Below are 23450 nucleotides of genomic sequence, written 5' to 3'. Positions count from 1 at the left end.
CGACGTCAGCCTCGCGCAGGAAGCCGATGATCTGTTCTTCGGTAAACCGCTTCTTCACGTCCAATCTCCTTCAGTTGGGGGATTGGACTCCAAACCGCGGTGCTACTCAAAAGAGGGGGGACGTCGGAGGCAACAAAGCGCTTTAGGTCAGCCATGGCCTTGCCACACACTCTGGTCGTGCTGGAAGATGGGAGTGATGCCGGCGCGGTCCTGCTGGACACCGCGAGCGCCGTCGGCTCCGTTCTCTGGGTAGACTCGCATGCGCTCGAAAAGGTCGGTCGCGAAGAGCTTGGCCGTTCCGAGCACGATGTCTACCTAGAATTCTCCGATTGGGTCGCGTACTGCGTTGAAGAGGCGCAAGATGCGCTCTAACTAATCGTCCAAGCGGACGCGCGTACCGGGTGCCGCTTAACTCCAGCGTTAGGCCGCTCGAAGAAACTATCCCACTGAGATGGCGAGTATCCCTCCCACAGGCCGATCGGACGGCTACGAGTCCGTCTCTGGAGACTTCATGTCTATCCGGAGCAAATCTATGGGTGTCGCAACGGTCCGCAACTGGGCCGAATCCCTGCCACCGGGCGGCTCTGTCCTGGATCTGGGCTGCGGCCATGGCATGCCGATCTCAAAAGCCCTCATCGACGAAGGACTTACCGTTTACGGCATCGATGCCTCGCCGAGTCTGATCGCAGCATTCCGCCTCCGCTTTCCCAATGCCCCGGTTGAGTGCAGCGCAATCGAAGACTCGCAATTCTTCGCCCGCAAGTTCGACGGCATAGTTGCTTGGGGCTTGATGTTCCTTCTTGCACCTGATGTTCAGGCAACTCTGATTCACAAGGTCGCACTGGCATTGAGGCCAGGAGGTAGATTTCTGTTCACCGCGCCGCATCAGGCATGTGAGTGGCCAGACAACCTCACTGGACAGAAGTCCAGTTCTCTTGGATCAGCAACGTATCGCAAGATGGTAGAGTCGGAAGGCTTGGCCCTAGTTGGTGAAACCGAGGATGAAGGGCAGAACCACTACTACTTTGTTTGCAAACCAGACAGCGCGTGCAGTGCGGTCTAACAATTCGTCCAAGCGGACGCGCGTACCGCGCGCCGCTTAGCTCCAGCGTTAGGCCTCTGATGGGCCCCGTGCTAGCTTTGCAACGTCGAAAAAGGCAGGGACGGTTCCTGGTAAGCCCGTCCCCTTCTCGCCCTGAGAAGCTCTGCTCCGTGCTTGCACGAGAACCCACGACGAACCCGGCACATCCGTGTCTCGGGCTCGTCCGTGCGTTTGGATGAGCCCATAACTAGGAGCTCATCATGCAACTCAATCATCTTCACATTTGCGTTCAAGACGTAGCGGCTGTTTCGTCCTTCTTCGTCAACCATTTCGGCTTTAACTTGCGTGAAACACGAGGCCGCAACGGTTTCGCCATCCTCAAAGGTGATACAGGCTTTGTTCTTACACTCATGCGGTTGCCGTCCGAGGTCGCATCGGAACACGCATATCCACCGATGTTTCATGTTGGTTTTTTGGTCGCGGATGAGGCGCTTCTGGAAAGCACCCGTGCTAGTCTCGTTATCGCTGGTTGTGATCCATCGGCTATCGAGCATATGCGCGGCTCCAGAAGGTTTTACTGCAAGGCACCTGGTGGCCTACTCATTGAAGTGGGTCATGAGCCAGAGGCCTAACAATTCATTCAAGCCGACGCCGCTTCGCGGCGCGGCTTAATTCAGGTGTTAGGCGGCACACATGCAGTTTCAGCTGGTCCCAAATTTTGATCCAGACGTCATAGAGTGCACCGCCGGCATCACGGACGTTAGAGATTCAATGGAGCTTGCCTATGCCTGTAGCGACGCCGACACTGACTTGCTGCTGATACACGCTGGAGCGCTGCCCTCGGAGTTCTTTCAACTTCGCACCGGGTTCGCTGGGGAGTTCGTGCAGAGACTTGTCAATTCCCGCCTACGTGCCGCTGCTGTCTTTGACCCAGTTGGATCCTATCCGGAGAGGTTCTGTGAGTTTTTGCTGGAGGCTCGTCGCCACCCGCAGTTCCGCGCCTTCGATAGCCCACGGGACGCGCTGGCTTGGTTGGCGGCATCGGCAGTACAGCCGGATGCCACCTAACAATTCGTTCAAGGCGGACGGCTACGCCGCCGCTTTACCCAGGCGTTAGGCGGCATGGAAAGAGTTCAGGTAATCATGCTTTCTGCCTCGCCAGAGCCGGGCGGCCCTGACTTTGGCCGTTACGCCGGCACCGCAGTAAACGTCTATGCCACTGAGCCGTCAGAGCCGGCGGCCTTGGCGTTGGCTGCGCGCGAGGTTGCTGCTGCGGGGTGGGTACCCGGACCCGTCGAGGAACAATTTTGGCTGGTCCGGGCGGATCTGCGCGAGAGCACCGAGGGTCTGGCGTACTTTGAGCAGGCACTCCAAGATGGTCTCGTTCTCGTGTTCCATACCTATGGCAACGAGCCTACCTGCAGGCGGCGCACGTCACTAGACTGCTGGCCACCTAACAATTCGTCCAGGCCGACGCCTCTTCGCGGCGCTTAACTCAGGTGTTAGGTGCCATGGGGAAATCTCCAGCAATCTTGCTTGCAGTTATCGCGCTAGCCGGCTGCGGCAAGACAGCCTCCTCTGAGCCAACGGCGGGCATCGTAGACGACGTTGATTTTGCGTATCTCCTTGCGCATATCTCAATCGTCAAAGAGAGTCCGCTGTCGTACAAACTTCCAACAGGTAGCAATTCTTCCTACCGGATTCTCGGTGTCACGCAGCAGGGAAATTGTGTTGGCGGCTGCCCACCGTCGACTATTTACGTTGCAGCCTACAATTACATGGATCACCCTGATGGTCACATCCGGCTTTGTAGAATCGACGGGATCAGGTGGTTCTCACAGGTTCGTGTTACCTCATACAAACCAGTGGTGAAAGACGACGTCTTCCTCGTGTTCGATGTGAGGTCAAACATTGCGCCTGACACGTATCGCCTCTACCAAGTGAGCGTCGCTCCTGACGAGTGTTCGATCGAGTTCGTTAAGGAGGTCAGGCGCGGCACCTAACATGGCGTTCAAGCCGAAATTGCATCGCTACGCCGTGAACATGGCAGGTATAGCTTGCCATGTTGCCAGCTACGCGCTGCAATCCGGCTTAACTTGAGCGTTAGACGCGCATAGAAGCAACTCGGAGACTCAGTAAAGCATGAGCCGAATCCTCTACACCGGGACAAAGAATGCCTCTAGTTGGGCTTTTAGGGCTTGGCTGGCTCTGAAAGAGCAAGACGTTGAGTTCGATGAACGTGTTGTTGATATTCGTAAGCCACAACGCCTTGGCAATCTTGCTCTTATAGCCGAGTTTTCACCGCCTGGCGCTGTACCTGTACTCATTGATGGTGACGCAATCATCTACGACTCGCTTGCCATTATGGAATACGCCAACGAGCTGGGTGATGGATCCCTACTGCCGACGGATATGAAGCTACGAGCCCAAACGCGCTCTTTGGTTGCATGGCAACACTCAGGACTTTCCAATCTTTGTCCGCGACTCTCATTTGAAAGTTCGTTCTATCCTGATAGGCGAGCAATGAGTGCTAATGAGCGTACGGATACAAAGCGGCTATTTGACGTTTTCGAGATGTTACTTCAACGCAATGGTGGCCCTTTTCTAGTTGGCGGTCTATCACTCGCTGATTTAATGTTTGTCCCCACCTTGATTCGTATCATGTCGCATGCACAAAATTTGGATACATGGCAATTGACACAGGATTGGTACAGGCTGCTCATGTCCAGGGACTCCGTGCAAGAGTGGATGCAAGAAGCGATGCGCCTTCCACCTGTTTTTCTGGACGGCTATAGGGATTAGCTCAATGGCTTGCGCGTCTAACAATTCATTTAAGCCGAACCCGCTTCGCGGGTCGGCTTAATTCAGGCGTTGGGCGTCAGATCGGAGAACACTGTGACCGACGATGAAAGAAGTATTCGAGCTCTTATCGAGCGGTGGCATAACGCTACCGCCGAGGGAGATGTGGATACGGTCCTGACCCTCATGTCCGAGGACGTTGAGTTCCTCGTCCCCGGACGGGATCCGATGAGAGGCCGGGCCGCCTTCGCGGCAGGGCTTCGCACCTTGCTCAAGACACACCGGATTCACTCCAGCGGCGACGTCCAGGAGGTCAAGGTATCGGGCGATTTAGCCTTTGCCTTGACTCAGCTCAAGGTGCGGGTCATTCCGCTTGGCACAGACCAGGAGAATGCTCGTTCCGGCTATGCCTTGTCCGTGTTCCGTAAGCAAGGCGACGGTGTTTGGCTGTTGGTTCGCGATGTAAATCTGTTGCCATCGTCGGCTTGACGCCTAACAATTCATTCGAGCCGAAGCCGCTTCGCGGCTCGGCTTAATTCAGGTGTTAGGCCGCACGAGGCACATTCCATGCTATTCGTCACTCGACGCTCTTTCGCCACTTTCTTCGCCGCAGCATTGCTGTGCTTCATCGCGCGAGCCCAGGCTGGACAACTGACAGCACAGCCGGAGAAGTCCGCTCTTGTGATCGTCGACGCGCAGATCGGCGTGCTGTCCACTGTGTGGGACTCTGCACGAATCATTCGGAACATCGAGTCCCTGGTCGCAAAGGCAAGGGCGAAGCACGTACCTGTGTTCTGGGTGCAGCATCAAGACGATGATGAGCTCAAGCTAGGCTCCAAGTCCTGGAAATTGGATCCCCACTTCAAGCCAACAGCCAACGAGGTGGTCATCCACAAGAGATTCAACTCATCGTTCGCGGAGACAGATTTGGGCAGCCGTCTCAAGTTGCTGGGCATCAAACGCATCGTCCTTGCGGGAGCGGCCACGAACTGGTGCATCCGTTCCACCGCATACGCGACGCTCGATCGCGGCTACGACCTTACGCTGGTGTCTGACGCGCATTCCACGGAGTCATTGAATACGAGCGATGGAACCGTCGTCCCGGCCAAGTTGATCGTGGCCGATCTCAACACTGTCATGCAATGGATCAGTGCGCCTGGCGTCAAGACAGAGGTCAAGCCAACCGCCGAAATCCGCTTTTAGCATCTTGTTCCCGGGACGCGCCGAGTGCAGCCTACCCGCGCTCGAGCACCTCGTCGCAACCGCCCACCCAAAGCTGTTAGCGTTGTGTTCTGGTGGGGTTCGCGGTCGTGCCGGCACAGTTGCTCAAGCGTGGCGCGGCGCAAGCCCCCGACTCTTCATTCCAAGCGTTAGGCCCCAGGTGTGATTGCATGACAAACGAAGAGCAGATTCTCGCCGTGCTGACCGATATCCGCGACGCGCAGCGTCAGGCCCTGATCAACCAAGAGAAAGCCCTGGCCACTCAGCAACTGGCCATTGATCGGCAGAAGTCGCATATCGCAGTGTATAAGGCAGCGCTGGTCATTGGCGCGCTGGTTGTGACGGGTCTTGTTTACGTCTTTCTGCGAGTGACACGGCCTTACTGGTAGCGCACCGACTATTCAATCAAGGGGAACCATAATCGCACCGATTATGTTCCCCTTGTCTCAGGCGTTGGCGCTCACAGGCCAGAATTTTTGGCAATCCGCGCATGGGAGCGATAGACGTGGCCAAGTTCCTGATCTCTTTCCCCAGTGCCGCAATGGACGTTTCCAAGGAGATCTTCCGGCCGTCTCAGAGGCAGCTCATGCGGTGGTGCGTGAGGCAAAGAAGGCGGGAGTATGGGTTTTCGGCGGTGGCATCAACGAGAATGTCCCTCCCGTGCTGGTTGCCGGCGACGGGACCGTGACTGCGACGACCTATCCGCAAACGGCCCTGATCGAGGGCGGTTACGCCATCTTGGAACTGCCCTCTCGTGAAGAAGCGTTCAAGTGGGCTGCAAGAATTGCTGCTGCGTGTCGTGGGACAAGAAAACTCGCGCATTGGCGTCAACGCGTGGCTCTTTGATGATGTTGATGCGGCGAGCGCCACTGTTTCAGTCATCGACGGAAAGAACCTGTGGTGATCGGCACGCAGCCGAACAATTCATTTAAACCGGAGCCTCTTTGTGACTTGGCTTAAATCCCGCATTGGGCGGCTCAATCTACTATTTTTTATTGAACTGAAAGAGAAGAAGATGACGACTCAGTACTACACTGCATCGAGCATTGATGGCTTCATGGCTACTGAAGACGATTCGCTGGACTGGTTGTTTCCGCTAGCGGATCTGGAGAAAACGAGCTATCCAGCCTTTATTTCGCAGATCGGCGCCATCGCAATGGGCTCGTCAACCTACGAATGGTTGCTGAGGCACGCTGTCAAACCCGGTTCTGTGGACGAGGGCGCGTGGCCTTACTCGCAGCCCACATGGGTATTCTCCAGCCGTAAGCTTGACGCTCCAGCGGGGGCAGACATTCGCTTCGTTCAAGGCGATATCCGGCCTGTTCATACCCAGATGAAGGAAGCCGCTGGCACCAGGAATATCTGGGTCATGGGTGGAGGCGATCTTGCAGGGCAGTTTTTTGACGCCGGTCTTCTGGATGAGGTCATCGTCCAGATAGGTTCGGTTTCTCTCGGTCACGGCAAGTCCGTTTTCCCACGCCGAGTCTTCAGTCCTGCCTTTCAGCTCGTGTCCGTAAATCGCGTCAACGAGGGCATGGCTGAGCTGCGCTATAAAATCGACAAGGCGGTCCAGACGGGTGCCGCCTAGCAATTCGCCCTGGGGGAAGCCACTCGCGGCTCCCCTTGATTCAAGCGTTAGCCAGCATAAGCACCGCATCTCGTAGGCCATACAACATGAAGTGTCTTGTCGTAGTCGCCCACCCAATCACCGACAGTCTGTGCCATTCCTTGGCGCAGTTTGCTATCCAAGCCCTGACCGAGGCTGGCCACGAGGTGGAAGTCGAAGATCTCTACCAAACCGAATTCTTGCCTTCGCTCACTGTCGGCGAACGCCAGAGCTACTACAACGCCCCGTTTGATTCCTCAGCCACGCCATCCCAGATCGAGCGTCTGCTCTCCGCAGACGCTCTCGTTCTGGTGTTCCCTACCTGGTGGTTTGGCTTTCCCGCCATCCTGAAAGGGTGGTTCGACCGTGTCTGGGCGCCGGGCATCGCCTACGACCACGCCACCGATCTCGGCCCGATCAAGCCAAGGCTTCACAAGCTGCGGCGGGCGCTTGCCATTACATCGCTGGGCTCGCCGTGGTGGGTGGATCGCCTGTTGCTGTGGCAACCGGTGAAGCGAGTGTTGAAGACCGCGCTCCTTGGGACTTGTGCTCCCGCATGTCGGTTCGAGATGTTGTCGCTCTACAAGGCAGAGCGTCTTTCTCCCAAAGAGGTCGAGTTATTCTGTTCGCGTATTCAAGGAAAGCTTGCTATATGGCCGTAGCTCACTGCTTGCCAACCCCGCAGTCCGCACGGACGCTGCACGTAAAAGCGGCGCCGCGTCGGTGACCACCACGTTGGGCCTCACACAGGTATGGCATGAACGACCTCAAAATCACGCTCACTAGTCAGGAAGACTGGGAAGCATGGCTTAGCGCAAATGGAGAGGTTGTCACCGGCGTTTGGCTGCGCATAGCGAAGAAGTCTTCGAAGCAGCCAACCCTTACTTATGCTCAGGCACTCGAAGGCGCCATTTGCCATGGCTGGATAGATGGCCAGAAGCAGGCGGAAAGTGAGCACTATTGGCTACAGCGGTTCACCCCCAGAACTACTAAAAGCATCTGGTCGAAGATCAACAAGGCAAAAGCCGAGGCGTTGATATTGGCGGGAAGGATGCACCCAACCGGGCTTCGCGAAGTCAATCGCGCCAAGCAGGATGGACGCTGGGAAGCCGCCTATTCATCTGCAAGCACATCAACAGTGCCTGACGATTTACAGCAAGCTCTGAACAGCAATCCGAAGGCAAAGCAATTCTTCGCAACCCTCAGCAGTCAGAATCGGTACGCAATTCTGTTCAGAATCCAGAATGTGAAAAGGGCTGAAACGCGTGCAAGGAAGATCTCTCAATTCATCGATATGCTGAACAGTGGCAAAAAAATCCATCCGTAGCTTGGGCCGGCCTTACAAGGCTGTCGCAGCCGACCGCCATCCCGTTACTCGGTCTGTCGACGGCTGAGCTTCGGCGTTGGATTCTTATGCCCGCCAATTTTTTGTGGCATGACTTTGACAAACCGTGTTTTCGGAAGAGCAACTAGCTTGGCGGCTTCGTGAGTTTCGTGCGGATGTCCAAGCTTCCAGAGCAGTCCAACTTCTCTGTAATAGACGTTCCGTCAACACCACGCTTGATGCTTTTTCCCTGAGCTTCCGTCCGATGCTGGTCAGCGTGTTGTCTTCTTTGCTGCATCGTGCGTGTCCACGCCGAGCGGGTTCAAGATTGCCGGGCCGCATTTCGTTTCGAAAGGGGATTTCCTTCGGTCACAGTGGGTCTTTGCTACAACAGTCGCAGCAATTCCTTCATCAGCGGCAACCGGCGCACGCGCACGGCGCTGGCGCGGAATACCGCATTGGCCAGGGCGGGTGCGGCGGTGGGCATGGCCAGGAAGCTGGCGCCGGAGGGTGGGCGGTCGCCGGGTACGGTGATGACTTCGACGTCTTTCGGCAATTGCGCCATGCTGGCCAATGGATAATCCTTGTAGCCGTGCTGCTGCACCTGGCCGTCCTTGAAGGTGATGGCTAGATTCAGCGCGCTGGACAACGCATCCAGCGTGGCGCCGGCCACCTGGCCTTCGAGGCCCAGCGGGTTGATCACACGGCCCACATCGACGGCGCAGACGACGCGCTGGATGATCAGCTTGTCGCCCTGCATCGCCACCTCGATCGCGTGCGCCACATAGGCGCCGTCGAGGTGCCAGCAGGCGATGCCCAGGCCGTTGACGGTGCGCAACCAGTTCTTCCAGTCGATGCGGTTGGCAACCAGCTTGAGCACGTTGGTCAGCCGGCCGGTATCTATCGTGCCGCCGCTGCTCAGCGGCAACTCGCGCGGATCGCCGAGCACGCGCAGACGGGTGACCAGCGGGTCCTCCTTCATGCTGTGCGCGATCTCGTCGATGAAGCTCTCCACCGCGAATGCATTGCTCAGGTGCGGCATGCCACGGGCGGGCCCGCGCGGCATGGCCGAGTCCAGTGCGTACCAGTCGCTGCGATAGTTCGGAACCAGCGCGGCGGGCAACTGGTCGGCCTGCAGTTCGGACGTCCACAAGCGGCTGTCGGGCACGTTGCGATGCGCCAGTGCGGACGCGCTGGCCATGCGTTGCGTCCAGCCGAGCAGCTGCCGTTTGCGGTCGATGACCACGCTGAGCTGGTGCACGCTGCCGGAACGGTAGTAGTCGTGCCCGAGATCCTGCTCGCGAGTCCACAGCAGGCGTACCGGCTTGTCGACGGCCTGGGCCAGCATCACGGCTTCGGCCACGTAATCGTGATCGAGCCGGCGACCATAGCCGCCGCCGATGCGGGGCACCTTGATGTCGATCTGGGCGGGGCTGAGGCCGGTCAGCCGTTGCACCACCGCCCAGGCTTTCTGCGGGGCCTGGGTCGGCACGACGAGGCTGGCGTGGTCCTTGTCCAGCCGCACCAGGCAATTCATCGGTTCGGCGGTGGCGTGAGCCAGCCACGGCTGGAAGTAGGTGGCTTTCAACCGGCGCGAGGCTTTCTTGCCGGTGGCATCCACGTCGCCGTCGTCGCGCACGCGATGGGTCGGATCGGCGTTGCCGTCGAGCAGCGCGCTTGCCTGCTGCTCCAGGGCATAGCTGCTCCCGCTGCCGCTGGCGCCGGGGTTCCATTCGAGCTTGAGTTTCTGGCGGCCCTGCAGTGCGGACCACGTATCCTCGGCGACCACAGCCACGGCCGGCGCGATCACCGTGTCGCCCCATGCCTGGCCCGGCTCGGGTTTCAGCTGCAGCACCTTCACCACGCCCTTGACCGCCAGGGTCGCCGCGGTATCCATATGTGCCAGCGTGCCGTCCGGCCAGGGGCAGTGCACCAGCACCGCGACCAGCGCGTCGGCGTAGTGCTCGTCGATGGCGTAGCGGGTGAGGCCGGTCACGATGCCGCGCGCGTCGACATCGCCCACCGGCTTGCCGATCAGGTGGTAGTCCGCGGGATTCTTCAGCGGCGGCACGCTGGTGGGCAGGGCGATCTTGCCGGCATCCGCCGCCAGTTCGCCATAGCTCAGACGCCGGCCGTCCTGCGAGACCACGGTGCCGGCATCGCAGCGCAACTGATGGCCCGGCACGCCGAGGCGTCGCGACGCTGCCTGCAGCAGCAGCCAGCGCGCTACCGCACCGACCTGACGCAGGTCGTTCCAGGCGGCGGGAATGGATCCGCCGATGCCGCCGATCTGGCGCCCATAGGTCCAGCGCGGCTGGCCGTTGTCGCCGGTAACGCCGAGACCGAGCAGCACCACGCTGACGCGCGTCCAGTCGGCGTCGAGTTCGTCGGCGATGATGCGCGGCAAGGCCGTGGCCACGCCGGTGCCGGTGTCCGGGTCGCGCGCGCCGATCAGCACGCTGCCGTCGGCGTCGATGCGCACGTACGCGCCGAGATCGTGGAACTTGTCGCCGAGCAGGGCTGCCGGCAGTGGCGCATCGGCGGCATCGGCCATGCGGATGCCGATCACGAGTGCGCCGGCGGTGCCGGCGATCACCTGCAGAAAGCGGCGGCGCGACAGCCGGATGCCGTGGCCGCGGCTGTCAGGCGTAATCCGTTCGTGGCTCATGCCTTGCCCGCCTTGCCGGCGGCGACGCGCTTGATCGCGCGGCGCACGCGGGTCTGGCAGCCGCAGCGGCACAGGTTGGGCAGCCGGTCGATATCGTCGTCGCCGGCATGCGGCTTGCGCCGCAGCAATTCGACCGCGGCAATCAGCCAGCCGGGCGTGCAGTAGCCGCAGCCTATGGCGTCCTCGTCGATGAAGGCCTGCTGCACCGGATGCAGCGTGCCGTCATTGCCGGCCAGCCCCTCCACCGTGACGATCTGCCGGCCCGCCACTTTGGCGAGTGGCTGGGAGATCGCGGAGACCGCCTTGCCATCGAGCAGCACCAGGTCGGCGCCGCTGTCGCCTTGCTCGCCGCCGTACTTGGTGCCGGTCAGCCGCAGCACGTCGCGCAGATACCACAGCAAGGGCATCTGCGGATCACCGGTGTGGCGGTAGTGCTCGCCATTGATCTGCAGGTCGATGCCGTCGCGTATCTTCTCCGGCACGATGTTGCTGTTCGGGGTGGTCGGCATGGCCTGGGCTTGCACGGACGCCATCAACATCTCCTTGAATTCGTCCGCGCATTGTGACATCGCCGCTGCCGGATTAGGACGGGGTGCGCCTGAACAACCGGCGCCAGACCACGTACACCGGCACCCCCGACAGCATGATCAGCGCGCCGATGCCCGCATTGTGCGGGTTGTCGCGCATCGTCACGATCACCACCCACGCCACCACGCCGATGAACAGCAGCGGCAGCCATGGATAACCCGGCACCCGGAAACTCGCGTCGGCGCCATCGCGGCGGCGATACCAGAACAGGGTGGCAACGCCCGCCGCGCAGGCCAGCCAGTCGCCGAACGTGGCGTAATCCAGCAGTTGCCCGTAGCTGCCGGACAGCGCCAGCACGATGGACCAGCCTGCCAGCAGCAGCAGCGCGTTGTTCGGTGTGCGGTAGCGCGGGTGCAGCGGTGCCACCATGCGGAAGAACAAGCCGTCTTCGCCCATCACCTGCAGCACGCGGGCGCCAGCGACCAGGGTGATGTTGCAGAAACCCAGCGTGGAGATCGCCACGCCCAGCGCGATCACTTTCGCGCCGACCGGGCCGGCCACCCGCTGCATCACGTCCGCTGCCGGCGCCGTGCTGGCGGCGAGCCCGGCGTGGCCGAGCACGGCGAGGTAGGCCACGTTGACCAGGGCGTAGGCGCCGATCACCAGCAACATGCCCAGGGTCAGCGCGCGCGGCAGCGTGCGTTGCGGATCGCGTACCTCACCGGCCAGGTTGTTGAGGTAGGTGAAGCCGGAATAGGCGAACAGCACCGGCAGCGCCGCGCCGATGAAGCCGACGCCGTGGCGCGCCGGATCGGCGGCAAGCACCCGGCCATCGCCGGCGCCCGCGAAAAAAAGGCCGCACACCACCAGTGCCGCCACCGCCAGCAACTTGAGCACGGCAAACAGGTTCTGGATCTGCGCGCCGAGGCGGATGCCGAACAGGTTGATGCCGCTGACGAAGACCAGCGCGCCGACCGTCAACGGCAACGCCAACGATGGCGGCAGGCCGAACAGCGACGACGCGTAGCTGGCGAAAATCGTCGCCACCGCCGCGCTGGAACCAGAGTAGATCACCAGCAGCATGGTCCAGCCGAACAGGAAGCCGGCCAGCGGGCCGAAGGCTTCACGCAGGTAGACGTAGGTGCCGCCAGCGTGCGGGCGGCGCGCACCGAGTTCGGCAAAGCACAGCGCGCCGATCAGCGTGAGGACGCCGGCAGCCACCCACATCAGCAGCAACGCCAGCCCGGACTCCGTGCGCTGCGCCACCACACCCGGATTGAGGAAGATGCCGCCGCCGATGATGCCGCCGACCACCACCAGGGCGGCGTCCCAGGGGCGCAGGCTGCGCACATAACCGGGCTTGTCGTTCATGCGGTGGGTCATCGAGAGGAGGGAGGCGCAGCATGGCGGGCGCCATGCCGGCGGGCAAGATGCCCCGAGGCTTTCAGTCCAGGCGAAGCTCGCCACGAATGCCGACGGCGCAGGCGCCGCCGATGCTGATGGCGCCGGTCGCCGCGTCGCGTCTCACCTCGACGAAGCCATTGCGGGCCACCTCGCGGCCCTGGCTGGCGCGGTAGGCCAGGCCATAGCCGTCGGGGTCGCCGAGTTCGGCGAGGAACGCCATGATCGCGGCGTTTGCGCTGCCGGTGACGGGATCTTCGGGAATGCCATCGGCCGGACAGAACGCGCGCACGGCCATCGCCGCATCGGCCGCGGCACCACTCGCGGACTCGCGGCCGAACACGCTGACGCCGACCGCGCCGGTGGCCTGGCTGATCGCGGCGATCAGTGCCAGATCGGGTTTCAACTGGCGCACGTCTGCTGCGCCGTGCAGGTCGCAGACGAGCCAGAGCGGACCGTTGTCGACCAGCCGCATCCGGGTTGGCGCGGGATCGAGCCGCAGGGCTTGCGCCAGCTGGGTGCGTTCGGGTGCGTCCACCTCTTGCAGGCGGGCAGGCGGCGCCTGCACATGGATGATCCGCTCGTCGCCGCTGCCTTCCACGTGCACCGGCAGCAGACCGGCGGCGCATTCCTGCACCAGCTCGAACTTGCCGGGCGGCACCAGCGAGGCATCGATCGCGGCATACGCGCTGCCCACGCTGGGATGGCCAGCGAAGGGCAGTTCCTGGCGCGGGGTGAAGATGCGTACCCGGTAATCGGCGTCGGTACGCGTGGGCGGCAGCAGGAAGGTGGTTTCGGACAGGTTGGTCCAGCGCGCGAAGGCCTGCATCGTGGCGTCGTCCAGGCCATCGCCGTCGACCACCACGGCCAGCGCGTTGCCCAGCAGCGGCTGGCGGGAGAACACGTCGAGCTGCATGAAACGACGGGTGGGCGACATGGTGGTTCCGAACGTGGCGATCGTTCGACGATGCCAGCCGCGGGCGCCCGTCACAAGTGCGGCAAGCGGAGGTATGGGTGCACCTTCAAGCGGAAAGCCGGCGCCTTGCGGCGCCGGCTTTCCGTGCAGCAAGCACCTCAGCAGCGGTTAGAACACGTCAAGGAAGATGGCCAGATTGGTCACGTTGAGCGCGCCGATGCCGGCGCCTGGCTCGTATCCTTGTTTGCCGGCATAGAACCAGTTGTCACCCGAGCGGATGTCCTTGAAGGCCGAGAACGGGCCATACCCGAAGATGTTCTGCAGCGCGTAGATCTGCGGGTTCCAGAAGCCCACCCGACCGCGGGTCGACTGCCTCAGCAGGGCACTGATGCCGTTGAGTTGCGGTGCGACGAAGCTGGTGCCGCCGGAGAAAGTGAGCAGGCCCGGGCCATCCAGCGACGAGACGAGGCTGTAGCCGGTCTCCGGGTCGGCATTCAGCGAAACATCGGGTTCGTTGCGGCCGCGATAGTTGGCCGGCAGCGTGTAGTTGATGTTGAACGGCGGGAAGAACAGGGTCTGGTTCTTCTCGCTCCTGCGGATGCCGCTGGTGAACCGCTGATAGTGCGGCAGCGGCCAGAACACGCTCACGCCGCCACCGCCGCCGACCGAAAACACCTGGTCGGTGATATCCACGCCGAAGTTGGTCTGGAAGTAGCTGGCGATGTAATCCCAGCCCCATACGCCTTCCTTGGTGAGTGACGCCGTGGGACCGCCGCTGAAGCTGTAGGAGAACGGTACGGTGGTGCCGCCGGCACTGGTGATGAAAGGATCGGAGCCCGGAGCGTTGACGGCGAGCGGCGGCGGCACCGGGTCGGTAAGCGAGCCGCCGAGCGAGCGCACGGTGTCGTAGGCGCCGGAATCGCCCGAGGTCGCGAACATCGAGATGCCCTGCGCCGCGGCTTCCAGAAAGACCTGGTGGAACGCACGCAACTCGGCGGTGAAATCGACGCCGTCATTGAGTTGCGGAAAGTAGAAGATCTCCGGCGAGCCCCAGCTTACCGACAGGCTGTCGACCTTGTTGTCCGACACCGCCTGGTTGAACACGTCGAAGAAGCCGGCGTCGGTATTGGGCGCGTCGTACACGATGACGTCTGCCCACGGCGCCACGCCGCCGGACTGTTCGACATCCAGCGACGTCTCGCCGGACCCGGCCGAGCCGCTGAGCGGTCCGCCGCCGTCCACGTGCACCTGGGTGATCCGGTTGGGTTTCACCGGCAGGCCGATCGCGCTCCAGTACGCGTAAGCGTCGGCGGGGACGAAGTTCGCCAGCGTGGCGATGCCGATGGTCGACCCCTTGCCGTTTACCCCGACCCGATACAGCGGATTGATGTTGTAGCGGTTGGCCACGTCGCCCACGGTGAACTCGCCGGGCGTGCAGGTGGCGGTGGGGTTGCCGGTGCATGCTGGCGCGGCCGCCGCCCTGGCCAGTGCCTGGGCACTGGGGCCCGGCTGCGGTGGCGCGATGGCCTGGACCCGGTGCGAGCGGTAGCGCGCTTCGCTGCTGAGCCCCGAGGCCACGATCAACGTGCCGGAAAGTGCCCCGGGCAGGGTGGGCGTCGCCTTCGGTTGATGGAAGGTCGTTCCATCGCTGTTGCGGTAATCGTGGATCGAGGTGTGGAAGGCCGCGTTGAACTGGCCGACCGTGCCCCTGACCTTGATGGCCAGATGGTTCGGCAGCAGCTCGACCTGGGTCAGGCCCTGCTGCTTCACGAACGCCTGCACCCGGGCGATCTCCTCACGCGTGGCGCCATAGCGATCGGCGAACTGCGCCGTGGTGAGAAAGCGGTGGAATGCGGGATTGCCCCGCGTCACCGTGCTGTAGACGTATTTTTCCAGCGCGGCCTGATCGTGCACCCCCAGCACCAGGGTGACGTTCATGACCTGGGCCGGGTTGCTTGCGCCCAGATCGGCGGGGCGGCCATCCGCGGCGAAAGTGACGGTGGCGATGCCGCACAGCATCAATGCCACCGAGGTCGCGAGCGCCTTGCGATGCAAATTCTTGAGCATGTGATTCTCCAAGGGTAGAAGCGGTCGCCGGTGCTGGCGCTGGCGTCACGTTTTTGTGGCGCCTCGTTACCGGCCGGCCGTGAGCCATTAGGTCGAGTCGATCCCCACCCAGGCGTGGCCCCTGAAGACACTCCGCGTCTGGTCGGGCCAGACTAATCCCGCGCAGCCACGCTTGGAAGAGCCCGCAGAAAGAAAAACGTGAAGGTCCTGCGAAGCTTGCGCGCGGGCAGGCCACGGCGCGCACGCGGCCGCCCGGCAGCCTTCGGTCGCCCGCCGGTTTGCGGCACAATGAGAGGGTTGTGCGCCGCGAACAGTCATCGGCGGCGCGATATTTCCCCGACTTCGAAGCCGCCGCCATGACCATCATCAAGCAAGCCGACCTGATCCAGTCCATCGCCGACGCGTTGCAGTACATCAGCTACTACCACCCGGTCGACTACATCAAGGGACTCGCGGCCGCCTACGAGCGCGAAGAAAGCCCCGCCGCGAAAGACGCGATGGCACAGATCCTGATCAACTCGCGGATGGCCGCCGAGGGTCACCGGCCGTTGTGCCAGGACACCGGCATCGTCACCGTGTTCCTCAAGGTCGGCATGGGCGTGCAGTGGGACGCCACGATGTCGCTGGACGAGATGGTCAACGAGGGCGTGCGCCGCGCCTACAACGACCCGGACAACAAGCTGCGCGCCAGCATCCTGGCCGATCCTGCCGGCAAGCGCATCAACACCAGGGACAACACCCCGGCGATCATCAACGTCTCGATCGTGCCGGGCGACAAGCTCGACGTGATCGTGGCGGCCAAGGGTGGCGGCTCCGAGGCGAAATCGAAATTCGCCATGCTCAACCCGTCCGACTCGATCGTGGACTGGGTACTGAAGACGGTGCCCACGATGGGTGCCGGCTGGTGCCCGCCGGGCATGCTCGGCATCGGCATCGGCGGCACCGCCGAGAAGGCGATGCTGATGGCGAAGGAGGCATTGATGGAGCCGATCGACATCCAGGAGCTGATCGCCCGCGGCCCGGTCAACCGTGCCGAGGAACTGCGCATCGAACTGTTCGACAAGGTCAACGCGCTGGGCATCGGCGCGCAGGGACTGGGCGGGCTCACCACCGTGCTCGACATCAAGATCAAGGACTACCCGACCCACGCGGCGAACCTGCCGGTCGCGCTGATCCCCAATTGCGCCGCCACGCGCCATGCGCACTTCACGCTGGACGGCAGTGGCCCGGTGATGCTCGATCCGCCATCGCTGGAAGACTGGCCCAAGCTCACCTACGACGCCTCGAAAGGCCGCCGGGTGAATCTCGACACGGTGACCAAGGACGACGTGGCCAACTGGAAGCCGGGCGAGACGCTGCTGCTCAACGGCAAGTTGCTGACCGGCCGCGACGCTGCGCACAAGCGCATGGTCGAGATGCTGGACAAGGGCGAGCCGCTGCCGGTCGATTTCCGTGGCCGCTTCATCTACTACGTCGGCCCGGTCGATCCGGTGCGCGACGAGGTGGTCGGCCCGGCCGGCCCCACCACCGCCACGCGGATGGACAAGTTCACCGAGCAGGTGCTCGCGCAAACCGGCCTGCTCGGCATGGTCGGCAAGGCCGAGCGCGGGCCGGCGGCGATCGAGGCGATCAAGAAACACCATTCGGTCTACCTGATGGCGGTCGGCGGCGCGGCGTATCTGGTAGCCAAGGCGATCAAGGCCTCGCGCGTGGTCGGCTTTGCCGATCTGGGCATGGAGGCGATCTACGAGTTCACCGTGCAGGACATGCCGGTGACCGTGGCGGTCGACTCGCTGGGAAGTTCGGTGCACCAGACCGGTCCGCGCGAATGGCAGGCAAGGATCGGGAAGATCCCCGTGGTTGTCCAGTAGAGCAGGAGCGCGGCGCGCACGCCTGCTTTCCACCCGTGCCGGCTGGAGGCATTCCCCTGCGGGGCAGGGCTCGGGTGGGGGTTTAGCGTCTGCGGCATATTGTTTGGAAGTCTAGACGTCCAAAATCGGGATCCGGCAAGACCATTGCAATTGTATTGCCGCAGCGCAACACTGGCGCGATGTTTTCCCCCCAACCATCCATAGCGAATACCCGTGAACCCGCCGACCCCCGCACCGTTGCCCGAAGACGCCCCATGGATCGTGATGAAGTTCGGCGGCACCAGCGTGGCCACGCTGCCGCGCTGGCAGAACATCCTGGAGCTGGTTGCCAGCCGGCGTGCCGAAGGCGCGCGCGTGCTGGTGGTGGTCTCCGCGCTCACCGGGATCACCGACGCCCTCAGGCAGCTGTGCAGTCATGGCGATCGCGGCCTGCGTGTGGAATCGGCCAAGGCCATTGCGCGGCGGCACTATGAGTTGCTCGAGCACATGCAGCTGTCGCTGCCGGACACGCTCGGCGATCGGCTCGGGGATCTGGCCAGGCTGGCCGACGAGGGCGCCGCGGCGCTGGGCGAGCTGGCCTGGCAGGCGCAGGTGCAGGCGCATGGCGAGCTGATGTCCAGCGCGCTCGGCGCCGCGTTTCTCAGCCACAGCGGGTTGCGCACGCACTGGCTGGACGCGCGCGACTGCCTCGCCGCGATCGCGCTGCCGAACCAGAACGAGCGCACCCGATTGCTGTCCGCCATGGTCGAGGCGAAGCCCGATCCCGCCCTGAGCGCGCGACTCGCCGCGCTCGGCGAAGTGTTCATCACGCAGGGTTTCATCGCGCGCGAAGCGCGTGGGCGCACGGTGCTGCTGGGCCGCGGCGGCTCGGACACGTCGGCGGCGTACTTCGGCGCGCTGCTGAAGGCGCAGCGGGTGGAGATCTGGACCGACGTGGCCGGCATGTTCAGCGCCAACCCGCGCCAGGTGCCGGGTGCGCGCCTGCTGCAGCGGCTGGATTACGAGGAGGCGCAGGAAATCGCCTCCACCGGCGCCAAGGTGCTGCATCCGCGCTGCCTGTCGCCGCTGCGCGAACCGCGCGTGCCGTTGCTGATCAAGGACACCAACCGGCCAGAACTCGACGGCACCGTGATCGGCCCCGAAGTGCGTGCGCACGCGCCCAGCGTCAAGGCGATCAGCGCGCGCAAGGGCATCACCCTGGTGTCGATGGAGTCGGTCGGCATGTGGCAGCAGGTCGGCTTCCTCGCCGACGTGTTCGCGCATTTCAAGCAGCACGGGCTGTCGGTCGACCTGATCGGCTCGGCCGAAACCAACGTCACGGTGTCGCTCGACCCCACCGAGAACCTGCTCGACTCCGATGCGATCGCCGCGCTGGCCACCGACCTGGCGAAGGTGTGCCGGGTCAAGGTGATCGCGCCGTGCGCGGCGATCACCCTGGTCGGTCGCGGCATGCGCTCATTGCTGCACACCTTGTCGGGCGTGCTGGCCGAGTTCGGCCAGCTGCGCGTGCACATGATTTCCCAATCATCGAACAACTTGAACCTCACCTTCGTGGTGGACGAGGAAGTGGTCGATGCGCTGCTGCCGCATCTGCACGATCTGCTGATCGCCGCCGGTGCGTTGCGCACCGACGACAGCGCACTGTTCGGCCCGAGCTGGCAGACGCTGTACGGCACCGGCGAAGCGCCTGGCGCGGTCGCCGCCTGGTGGCGCGACGCGCAGCGGCAGCAGCTGCTGGAGCTGGCGGCCCAGACCACGCCGCGCTACGTCTACCACCTGCCCACGGTACGCCAGCAGGCGCGGGCGCTGAAGTCGCTGGCTGCGGTGGATCGGCTGCACTACGCAGTGAAGGCGAATACCCATCCGGCGATCCTGCGCGTGCTGGCGGCGGAAGGCTTCGCGTTCGAATGCGTCTCGCCGGGCGAGCTGAAAGCGGTTGGTGCGATCGTGCCGGAAGCCACGCCGCTGCTGTTCACGCCGAACTTCGCGCCGCGCGAAGACTACGTCTACGCGCTGGGCACCCGCGCCACCATCACGCTCGACGCGCTGCACCCGTTGCAGCACTGGGGCGAGCTGTTCCGCGGTCGCGAGATCGTGCTGCGGATGGATCTGGGCCGTGGCCTGGGCCATCACGAGAAGGTGCGCACCGGCGGCAGCGGCAGCAAGTTCGGACTGCCACTGGACCAGCTGGCGGCATTCCTGCAACTGGCCGATGCGCACGGTGCCACGGTGCGCGGCCTGCATGCGCATCTGGGCTCGGGCGTGCTCGATGCCGGCCACTGGGGCGAGGTGTACGTGCAACTGGCCAGCCTGGCCGAACGCATCGGCAGCGTGGCGTTCCTCAATATCGGCGGTGGCCTTGGCGTGCCGTCGCATCCGGGCGAGGCGCCGCTGGACATGGTCGAACTCGACCGGGTGCTGCGCGAGGTCAAGGGCGCCTATCCGCAATATCAGTTGTGGATGGAGCCGGGTCGTTACCTGGTCGCCGACGCCGGCGTGCTGCTGGCGCGCGCGACCCAGCAGAAAGACAAGGGCGCGTTCCGCTATCTCGGCATCGACACCGGCATGAACAGCCTGATCCGGCCTGCGCTGTACGACGCCTGGCACGAGATCGTCAACCTGAGCCGGCTGGACGAGCCGGCTACCGCGCTGTATCAGGTGGTCGGCCCGATCTGCGAGAGCGGCGATGTGCTGGGTACGGATCGTCGCCTCCCCGAGGGGCAGGAGGGCGATGTGATCCTGATCGCGCAAACCGGCGCCTACGGCAAGGTGATGTCCTCCCACTACAACCTGCGCGACGAGGCCGACGAGGTGGTGATCGACACCTGATCCGGAACGCGCCTGTTCAAGGATGCGAGCAGGGCGAAAGTCACGGGATCGTCGCTTGACCCGCCCTTTGCCCGCCAAAAGCCATCGAGCCGGTATCGCTCGAAGCTAGAATCAGCCTGTTCGCTCGCGATGAAGCGGGCGATGGAGAACGATGTGAGCAACACGATCCAACCGCGCCTGACGCAGGTGTTCCGCTTCGTGCGTTGCAACTACACCGACGGCGTGGCCGAACTGGGGTATGCATTCGACGACGGCGACGAACTGGTCGAGCGGATCCGCTTCCCGAACGCACCTGCGGTGCCGGCTGCACGCACGGCGGCGTTCGAGGCGGCGCTGAAGCTGCTGCACCTGATCGCCGGCATCAGCTACTACAAGGCCGGTGTGCCGCCACAGATCCACTTGGCCAGCGGCCCGCTCGACCACGCCACGGCCGACTTGCTCGACGCGCTGTACCTGCACGGTCTGGCCGAGTTCGCCTATCGCAACGGCCTGGACCTGCGCGGGCGCATCGCCTTTCCGCGCCTTGGCGCGGAAAGATCGGCAGGTTCGCATGGTGGCGTCGCGCCCGCGGTGGGCGCGCTGGATCTGCCCAGGCGCACCCTGGTGCCGATCGGCGGCGGCAAGGATTCGCTGGTCGCGGTGGAGGCGATCAAGGCGATCGGCGGCGAGGCGACCGCGGTGTGGGTCGGCCAATCCGCGCTGATCGCCGCCTGCGCCGAACGCACCGGCTTGCCCACGCTGAACATCCAGCGCGAGCTGGCGCCGGGCCTGTTCGAGTTGAATCGGTTGGGCGCGTGGAACGGACACATCCCGGTGACCGCGGTGAACTCGGCGATCCTCGCCGTGGCCGCGGTCCTGTACGGCTACGATTCGATCGCGTTCGCCAACGAGCGCTCGGCCTCGGCCGCCACGCTGGAGTACGACGGCCAGCAGGTGAACCACCAGTGGAGCAAGAGTCTCGCGTTCGAGACACTGCTGGGCGACTGGCTGCATACGCACGTGGCCAGCGACCTCGACTACTGCTCGCTGCTGCGGCCGTACTCCGAGCTGGCGATCACCCACGCGTTCGCGAAGCTGACGCCGTACTTCGACGTGTTCTCCAGCTGCAACCGCAACTTCAAGCTGCTCGGCCCGAAGCCGGCCGACCGCTGGTGCGGACAATGCCCGAAGTGCCACTTCGTGTTCCTCGCGCTGGCGCCGTTCCTGCCCAAGCCGCGGCTGCTGTCGATCTTCGGGCGCAACCTGCTGGATGACGAGAGCCAGGCCGCCGGCTTCGACGCGCTGCTGGAGTACCAGGACCACAAGCCGTTCGAGTGCGTGGGCGAGGGCGCCGAGGCGCGCGCCGCGATGTACGCGCTGAGCCAGCGCCCGGAATGGCAGGAGGACGCCGTGGTCGCGCGCTTCCGCAGCGAAATCCTGCCGCAGCTGGATGCGTCATTGCTGGCGCTGGAGCCATGGCTGCAGCCGTCGCCCGAACACCGCGTACCAGTCCGATTGCAGGGCGCGCTGGCGGCGATCGGCGGATGAAACCTTTCACATTTCCCGCAGGAGCCCGCTGGCGGGCGATGCTCTTGTGGGTTCGATCAAAGGCATCGCCCGCCAGCGGGCTCCTGCGAAAGCGCTGCGTGGGCTTGCATGCGCATCGCTGACCTCATCGATCGTCGTGTCGCCATCTGGGGCTTCGGCCGCGAAGGCCGTGCGGCGATCCGTGCACTGCGTCAGCGCGGCGGCGAGCAGCATTTCACGCTGTTTTGCAGTGCGGGTGAAGTCGACGCGGCGCGTGCGTTCGATCCCGCGCTGGACATCGTTGCCGGCGAACCGGATGCTGCCGCGCTGGGCCGTTTCGACGTGGTGGTGAAATCGCCTGGCATCTCGGCGTACAAGCCGGCGCTGCTGTCCGCACAGATGCAGGGCACCCGATTCACCTCCGGCACCGCGCTGTGGTTTGGCGAGAATCCCGACGCACGCGTGATCGCGGTCACCGGCACCAAGGGCAAGAGCACCACCAGCGCGCTGATCGCGCATCTGGCACGTGCGCTGGGTGTGCGCACCGCACTGGCCGGCAATATCGGCCTGCCGTTGCTGGAACTGCTCGACCAGCCTGCGGAGCTGTGGGTGATCGAACTGTCCAGCTTCCAGACCGGCGAGGCCGGCCCGCTGGAACTGGGCGTGGTCACCAGCCTGTACGAGGAACACCTGGACTGGCACGGCTCGCGCGAGCGCTACGTGGCCGACAAGCTGAAGCTGGCCGATGCCGCGCGCACGCTGCTGGTCAATGCGTTGCAACCGGTATTGCTGGAACGCACGCAGGATCACCCGCATCGGCTGCTGTTTGGCACGCCGGAAGGCTGGCATATCGGTGACGGTTTCATCTGCCGCGGTACGCAGGCGGTTTTCGCGATCGAGCAACTGGCCGCACCGGGCCTGCACAACGCACTCAACGCCTGTGCCGCGCTCGCTGCACTGGAATCCATCGGCATGGATGCGTTGGCCGCTGCACCGGCGCTGGCGCAATTCCGCCCATTGCCGCATCGCCTGCAGCCGCTCGGCGCACACGGTGGATGGCACTGGGTCAACGACTCGATCAGCACCACGCCGCTGGCAACCCTGGCCGCGCTGGAAAGCCTGCACGGCCGCGCGGTGACCGTGCTGGTCGGCGGCCACGACCGCGGCCTCGACTGGACGCCGTTCGTTGAGGCGATGCGTATCGCGCCGCCGAACGCGATCGTCTGCATGGGCAGCAACGGCGCACGCATCGAGGCGGCGCTGCGTGGCGCGGAAATCCACTGCCCGATCATGCGCGTCGACGACCTCGCCGGCGCCGTGGCCGAGGCGAAGACGCACATCCCGCGTGACGGCGTGATCCTGCTCTCTCCCGGCGCGCCCAGCTTCGACCAGTTCAAGGATTACGCCGAACGCGGCCGGCGATTCGCTGAATTGGCCGGGTTCGATGCGGCAGCGATTGCCGGCATCGAAGGCTTGGGCATTGGCTGATCGCGGATGAATGCACCGCGCGCAGCCTGACTCGCCGGGTCGGCCGACAGAACAAGTATGGCGTGCATCATCACTCCGATCCGGTTCCGAAGATTCCCCTGTTTCCTTCGTCGCGTGCGCAGGAACGCACCGCTTCCGGTCGTGGGTCGAGGCGCGGACAGGCCGTTGCGCTGCGATGCGACTG

21 protein-coding genes are annotated in these 23450 nt (G+C 63.6%); 16 read left to right on the top strand and 5 right to left on the bottom strand.

Features of this window, described 5'->3' with window-relative positions:
- Window positions 1-153: 153 nt before the first annotated feature.
- The 12 genes from ACFPME_RS05415 to ACFPME_RS05360 all read left to right on the top strand — a co-directional run bounded on the left by ACFPME_RS05415 (window position 154) and on the right by ACFPME_RS05360 (window position 7995).
- Window positions 154-372: a hypothetical protein gene (locus ACFPME_RS05415; RefSeq protein ID WP_377302788.1), complete on the top strand. Its 219-nt coding sequence runs from the start codon at window positions 154-156 to the stop codon at window positions 370-372.
- Window positions 373-532: 160 nt separating this feature from the next.
- On the top strand, window positions 533-1063 hold the full coding sequence (locus ACFPME_RS05410) for a class I SAM-dependent methyltransferase (RefSeq protein ID WP_377302786.1): 531 nt from the start codon (window positions 533-535) through the stop codon (window positions 1061-1063).
- 239 nt (window positions 1064-1302) lie between these two features.
- On the top strand, window positions 1303-1674 hold the full coding sequence (locus ACFPME_RS05405) for a VOC family protein (RefSeq protein WP_377302784.1): 372 nt from the start codon (window positions 1303-1305) through the stop codon (window positions 1672-1674).
- A 61-nt stretch (window positions 1675-1735) separates the two neighbouring features.
- A complete protein-coding gene (locus ACFPME_RS05400) occupies window positions 1736-2110 on the top strand; it encodes a DUF4180 domain-containing protein (RefSeq protein ID WP_377302782.1) in 375 nt (124 codons plus the stop codon).
- 1074 nt (window positions 2111-3184) lie between these two features.
- Entirely contained in the window at window positions 3185-3844 is a 660-nt protein-coding gene (locus tag ACFPME_RS05395) for a glutathione S-transferase family protein (protein ID WP_377302780.1), read from the top strand.
- 93 nt (window positions 3845-3937) lie between these two features.
- Window positions 3938-4330 (top strand): YybH family protein, encoded by a 393-nt coding sequence (locus tag ACFPME_RS05390; protein ID WP_377302778.1) that lies wholly within the window; start codon window positions 3938-3940, stop codon window positions 4328-4330.
- A gap of 78 nt (window positions 4331-4408) precedes the next feature.
- Window positions 4409-5044 (top strand): isochorismatase family protein, encoded by a 636-nt coding sequence (locus ACFPME_RS05385; RefSeq protein WP_377302776.1) that lies wholly within the window; start codon window positions 4409-4411, stop codon window positions 5042-5044.
- A gap of 188 nt (window positions 5045-5232) precedes the next feature.
- Complete coding sequence (locus tag ACFPME_RS05380) at window positions 5233-5451, top strand: hypothetical protein (RefSeq protein ID WP_377302774.1); 219 nt, start codon at window positions 5233-5235, stop codon at window positions 5449-5451.
- 365 nt (window positions 5452-5816) lie between these two features.
- A complete protein-coding gene (locus ACFPME_RS05375; RefSeq protein ID WP_377302772.1) occupies window positions 5817-5966 on the top strand; it encodes a hypothetical protein in 150 nt (49 codons plus the stop codon).
- 42 nt (window positions 5967-6008) lie between these two features.
- Window positions 6009-6650 (top strand): dihydrofolate reductase family protein, encoded by a 642-nt coding sequence (locus ACFPME_RS05370; protein ID WP_377302770.1) that lies wholly within the window; start codon window positions 6009-6011, stop codon window positions 6648-6650.
- Window positions 6651-6736: 86 nt separating this feature from the next.
- Entirely contained in the window at window positions 6737-7330 is a 594-nt protein-coding gene (locus tag ACFPME_RS05365) for an NAD(P)H-dependent oxidoreductase (protein ID WP_377302768.1), read from the top strand.
- Between the two features lie 95 nt (window positions 7331-7425).
- A complete protein-coding gene (locus ACFPME_RS05360) occupies window positions 7426-7995 on the top strand; it encodes a YdeI/OmpD-associated family protein (protein ID WP_377302766.1) in 570 nt (189 codons plus the stop codon).
- Window positions 7996-8377: 382 nt separating this feature from the next.
- On the opposite strand, the gene ACFPME_RS05355 is transcribed toward ACFPME_RS05360, so the two are convergent.
- The 5 genes from ACFPME_RS05355 to ACFPME_RS05335 form a co-directional block, all read right to left on the bottom strand.
- Window positions 8378-10660 (bottom strand): xanthine dehydrogenase family protein molybdopterin-binding subunit, encoded by a 2283-nt coding sequence (locus tag ACFPME_RS05355; RefSeq protein ID WP_377302764.1) that lies wholly within the window; start codon window positions 10658-10660, stop codon window positions 8378-8380.
- Window positions 10657-11193, bottom strand: coding sequence for a (2Fe-2S)-binding protein (locus ACFPME_RS05350; RefSeq protein ID WP_377302762.1), 537 nt, complete (start codon window positions 11191-11193; stop codon window positions 10657-10659). The genes ACFPME_RS05355 and ACFPME_RS05350 overlap by 4 nt, the downstream gene beginning before the upstream one ends.
- Window positions 11194-11242: 49 nt before the next feature.
- Window positions 11243-12559, bottom strand: a complete 1317-nt coding sequence (locus ACFPME_RS05345) for an APC family permease (protein ID WP_377302760.1) — start codon at window positions 12557-12559, stop codon at window positions 11243-11245.
- A gap of 73 nt (window positions 12560-12632) precedes the next feature.
- Window positions 12633-13526, bottom strand: a complete 894-nt coding sequence (locus ACFPME_RS05340) for a PhzF family phenazine biosynthesis protein (protein WP_377302758.1) — start codon at window positions 13524-13526, stop codon at window positions 12633-12635.
- A 147-nt stretch (window positions 13527-13673) separates the two neighbouring features.
- Window positions 13674-15572 (bottom strand): S53 family peptidase, encoded by a 1899-nt coding sequence (locus tag ACFPME_RS05335; protein ID WP_377302756.1) that lies wholly within the window; start codon window positions 15570-15572, stop codon window positions 13674-13676.
- A gap of 356 nt (window positions 15573-15928) precedes the next feature.
- Between ACFPME_RS05335 and ACFPME_RS05330 the strand changes: the two genes are divergently transcribed.
- From ACFPME_RS05330 to murD, 4 genes are all read left to right on the top strand, one after another.
- Complete coding sequence (locus ACFPME_RS05330) at window positions 15929-17443, top strand: fumarate hydratase (protein WP_377302754.1); 1515 nt, start codon at window positions 15929-15931, stop codon at window positions 17441-17443.
- Window positions 17444-17656: 213 nt separating this feature from the next.
- Complete coding sequence (locus ACFPME_RS05325) at window positions 17657-20272, top strand: bifunctional aspartate kinase/diaminopimelate decarboxylase (RefSeq protein WP_377302752.1); 2616 nt, start codon at window positions 17657-17659, stop codon at window positions 20270-20272.
- A gap of 153 nt (window positions 20273-20425) precedes the next feature.
- Entirely contained in the window at window positions 20426-21799 is a 1374-nt protein-coding gene (murL, locus tag ACFPME_RS05320) for a UDP-N-acetyl-alpha-D-muramoyl-L-alanyl-L-glutamate epimerase (RefSeq protein WP_377302750.1), read from the top strand.
- A 108-nt stretch (window positions 21800-21907) separates the two neighbouring features.
- A complete protein-coding gene (murD, locus tag ACFPME_RS05315; RefSeq protein WP_377302748.1) occupies window positions 21908-23266 on the top strand; it encodes a UDP-N-acetylmuramoyl-L-alanine--D-glutamate ligase in 1359 nt (452 codons plus the stop codon).
- Window positions 23267-23450 lie beyond the last annotated feature (184 nt).

It is taken from the genome of Rhodanobacter umsongensis (assembly GCF_042654965.1).
Taxonomy (GTDB): Bacteria; Pseudomonadota; Gammaproteobacteria; order Xanthomonadales; family Rhodanobacteraceae; genus Rhodanobacter; species Rhodanobacter umsongensis.
Note: the sequence above shows the minus strand (reverse complement) of the source record. Positions and strands in the feature narration are given on the sequence as shown.

Bases quoted from the DNA above. Each gene is read 5' to 3' on its own strand.
- ACFPME_RS05415 (WP_377302788.1), top strand. From the start codon at position 154: ATGGCCTTGCCACACACTCTGGTCGTGCTGGAAGATGGGAGTGATGCC.
- ACFPME_RS05410 (WP_377302786.1), top strand. From the start codon at position 533: ATGGGTGTCGCAACGGTCCGCAACTGGGCCGAATCCCTGCCACCGGGC.
- ACFPME_RS05405 (WP_377302784.1), top strand. From the start codon at position 1,303: ATGCAACTCAATCATCTTCACATTTGCGTTCAAGACGTAGCGGCTGTT.
- ACFPME_RS05400 (WP_377302782.1), top strand. From the start codon at position 1,736: ATGCAGTTTCAGCTGGTCCCAAATTTTGATCCAGACGTCATAGAGTGC.
- ACFPME_RS05395 (WP_377302780.1), top strand. From the start codon at position 3,185: ATGAGCCGAATCCTCTACACCGGGACAAAGAATGCCTCTAGTTGGGCT.
- ACFPME_RS05385 (WP_377302776.1), top strand. From the start codon at position 4,409: ATGCTATTCGTCACTCGACGCTCTTTCGCCACTTTCTTCGCCGCAGCA.
- ACFPME_RS05380 (WP_377302774.1), top strand. From the start codon at position 5,233: ATGACAAACGAAGAGCAGATTCTCGCCGTGCTGACCGATATCCGCGAC.
- ACFPME_RS05365 (WP_377302768.1), top strand. From the start codon at position 6,737: ATGAAGTGTCTTGTCGTAGTCGCCCACCCAATCACCGACAGTCTGTGC.
- ACFPME_RS05360 (WP_377302766.1), top strand. From the start codon at position 7,426: ATGAACGACCTCAAAATCACGCTCACTAGTCAGGAAGACTGGGAAGCA.
- ACFPME_RS05355 (WP_377302764.1), bottom strand. From the start codon at position 10,660: ATGAGCCACGAACGGATTACGCCTGACAGCCGCGGCCACGGCATCCGG.
- ACFPME_RS05350 (WP_377302762.1), bottom strand. From the start codon at position 11,193: ATGGCGTCCGTGCAAGCCCAGGCCATGCCGACCACCCCGAACAGCAAC.
- ACFPME_RS05345 (WP_377302760.1), bottom strand. From the start codon at position 12,559: ATGAACGACAAGCCCGGTTATGTGCGCAGCCTGCGCCCCTGGGACGCC.
- ACFPME_RS05340 (WP_377302758.1), bottom strand. From the start codon at position 13,526: ATGTCGCCCACCCGTCGTTTCATGCAGCTCGACGTGTTCTCCCGCCAG.
- ACFPME_RS05335 (WP_377302756.1), bottom strand. From the start codon at position 15,572: ATGCTCAAGAATTTGCATCGCAAGGCGCTCGCGACCTCGGTGGCATTG.
- ACFPME_RS05330 (WP_377302754.1), top strand. From the start codon at position 15,929: ATGACCATCATCAAGCAAGCCGACCTGATCCAGTCCATCGCCGACGCG.
- murD (WP_377302748.1), top strand. From the start codon at position 21,908: ATGCGCATCGCTGACCTCATCGATCGTCGTGTCGCCATCTGGGGCTTC.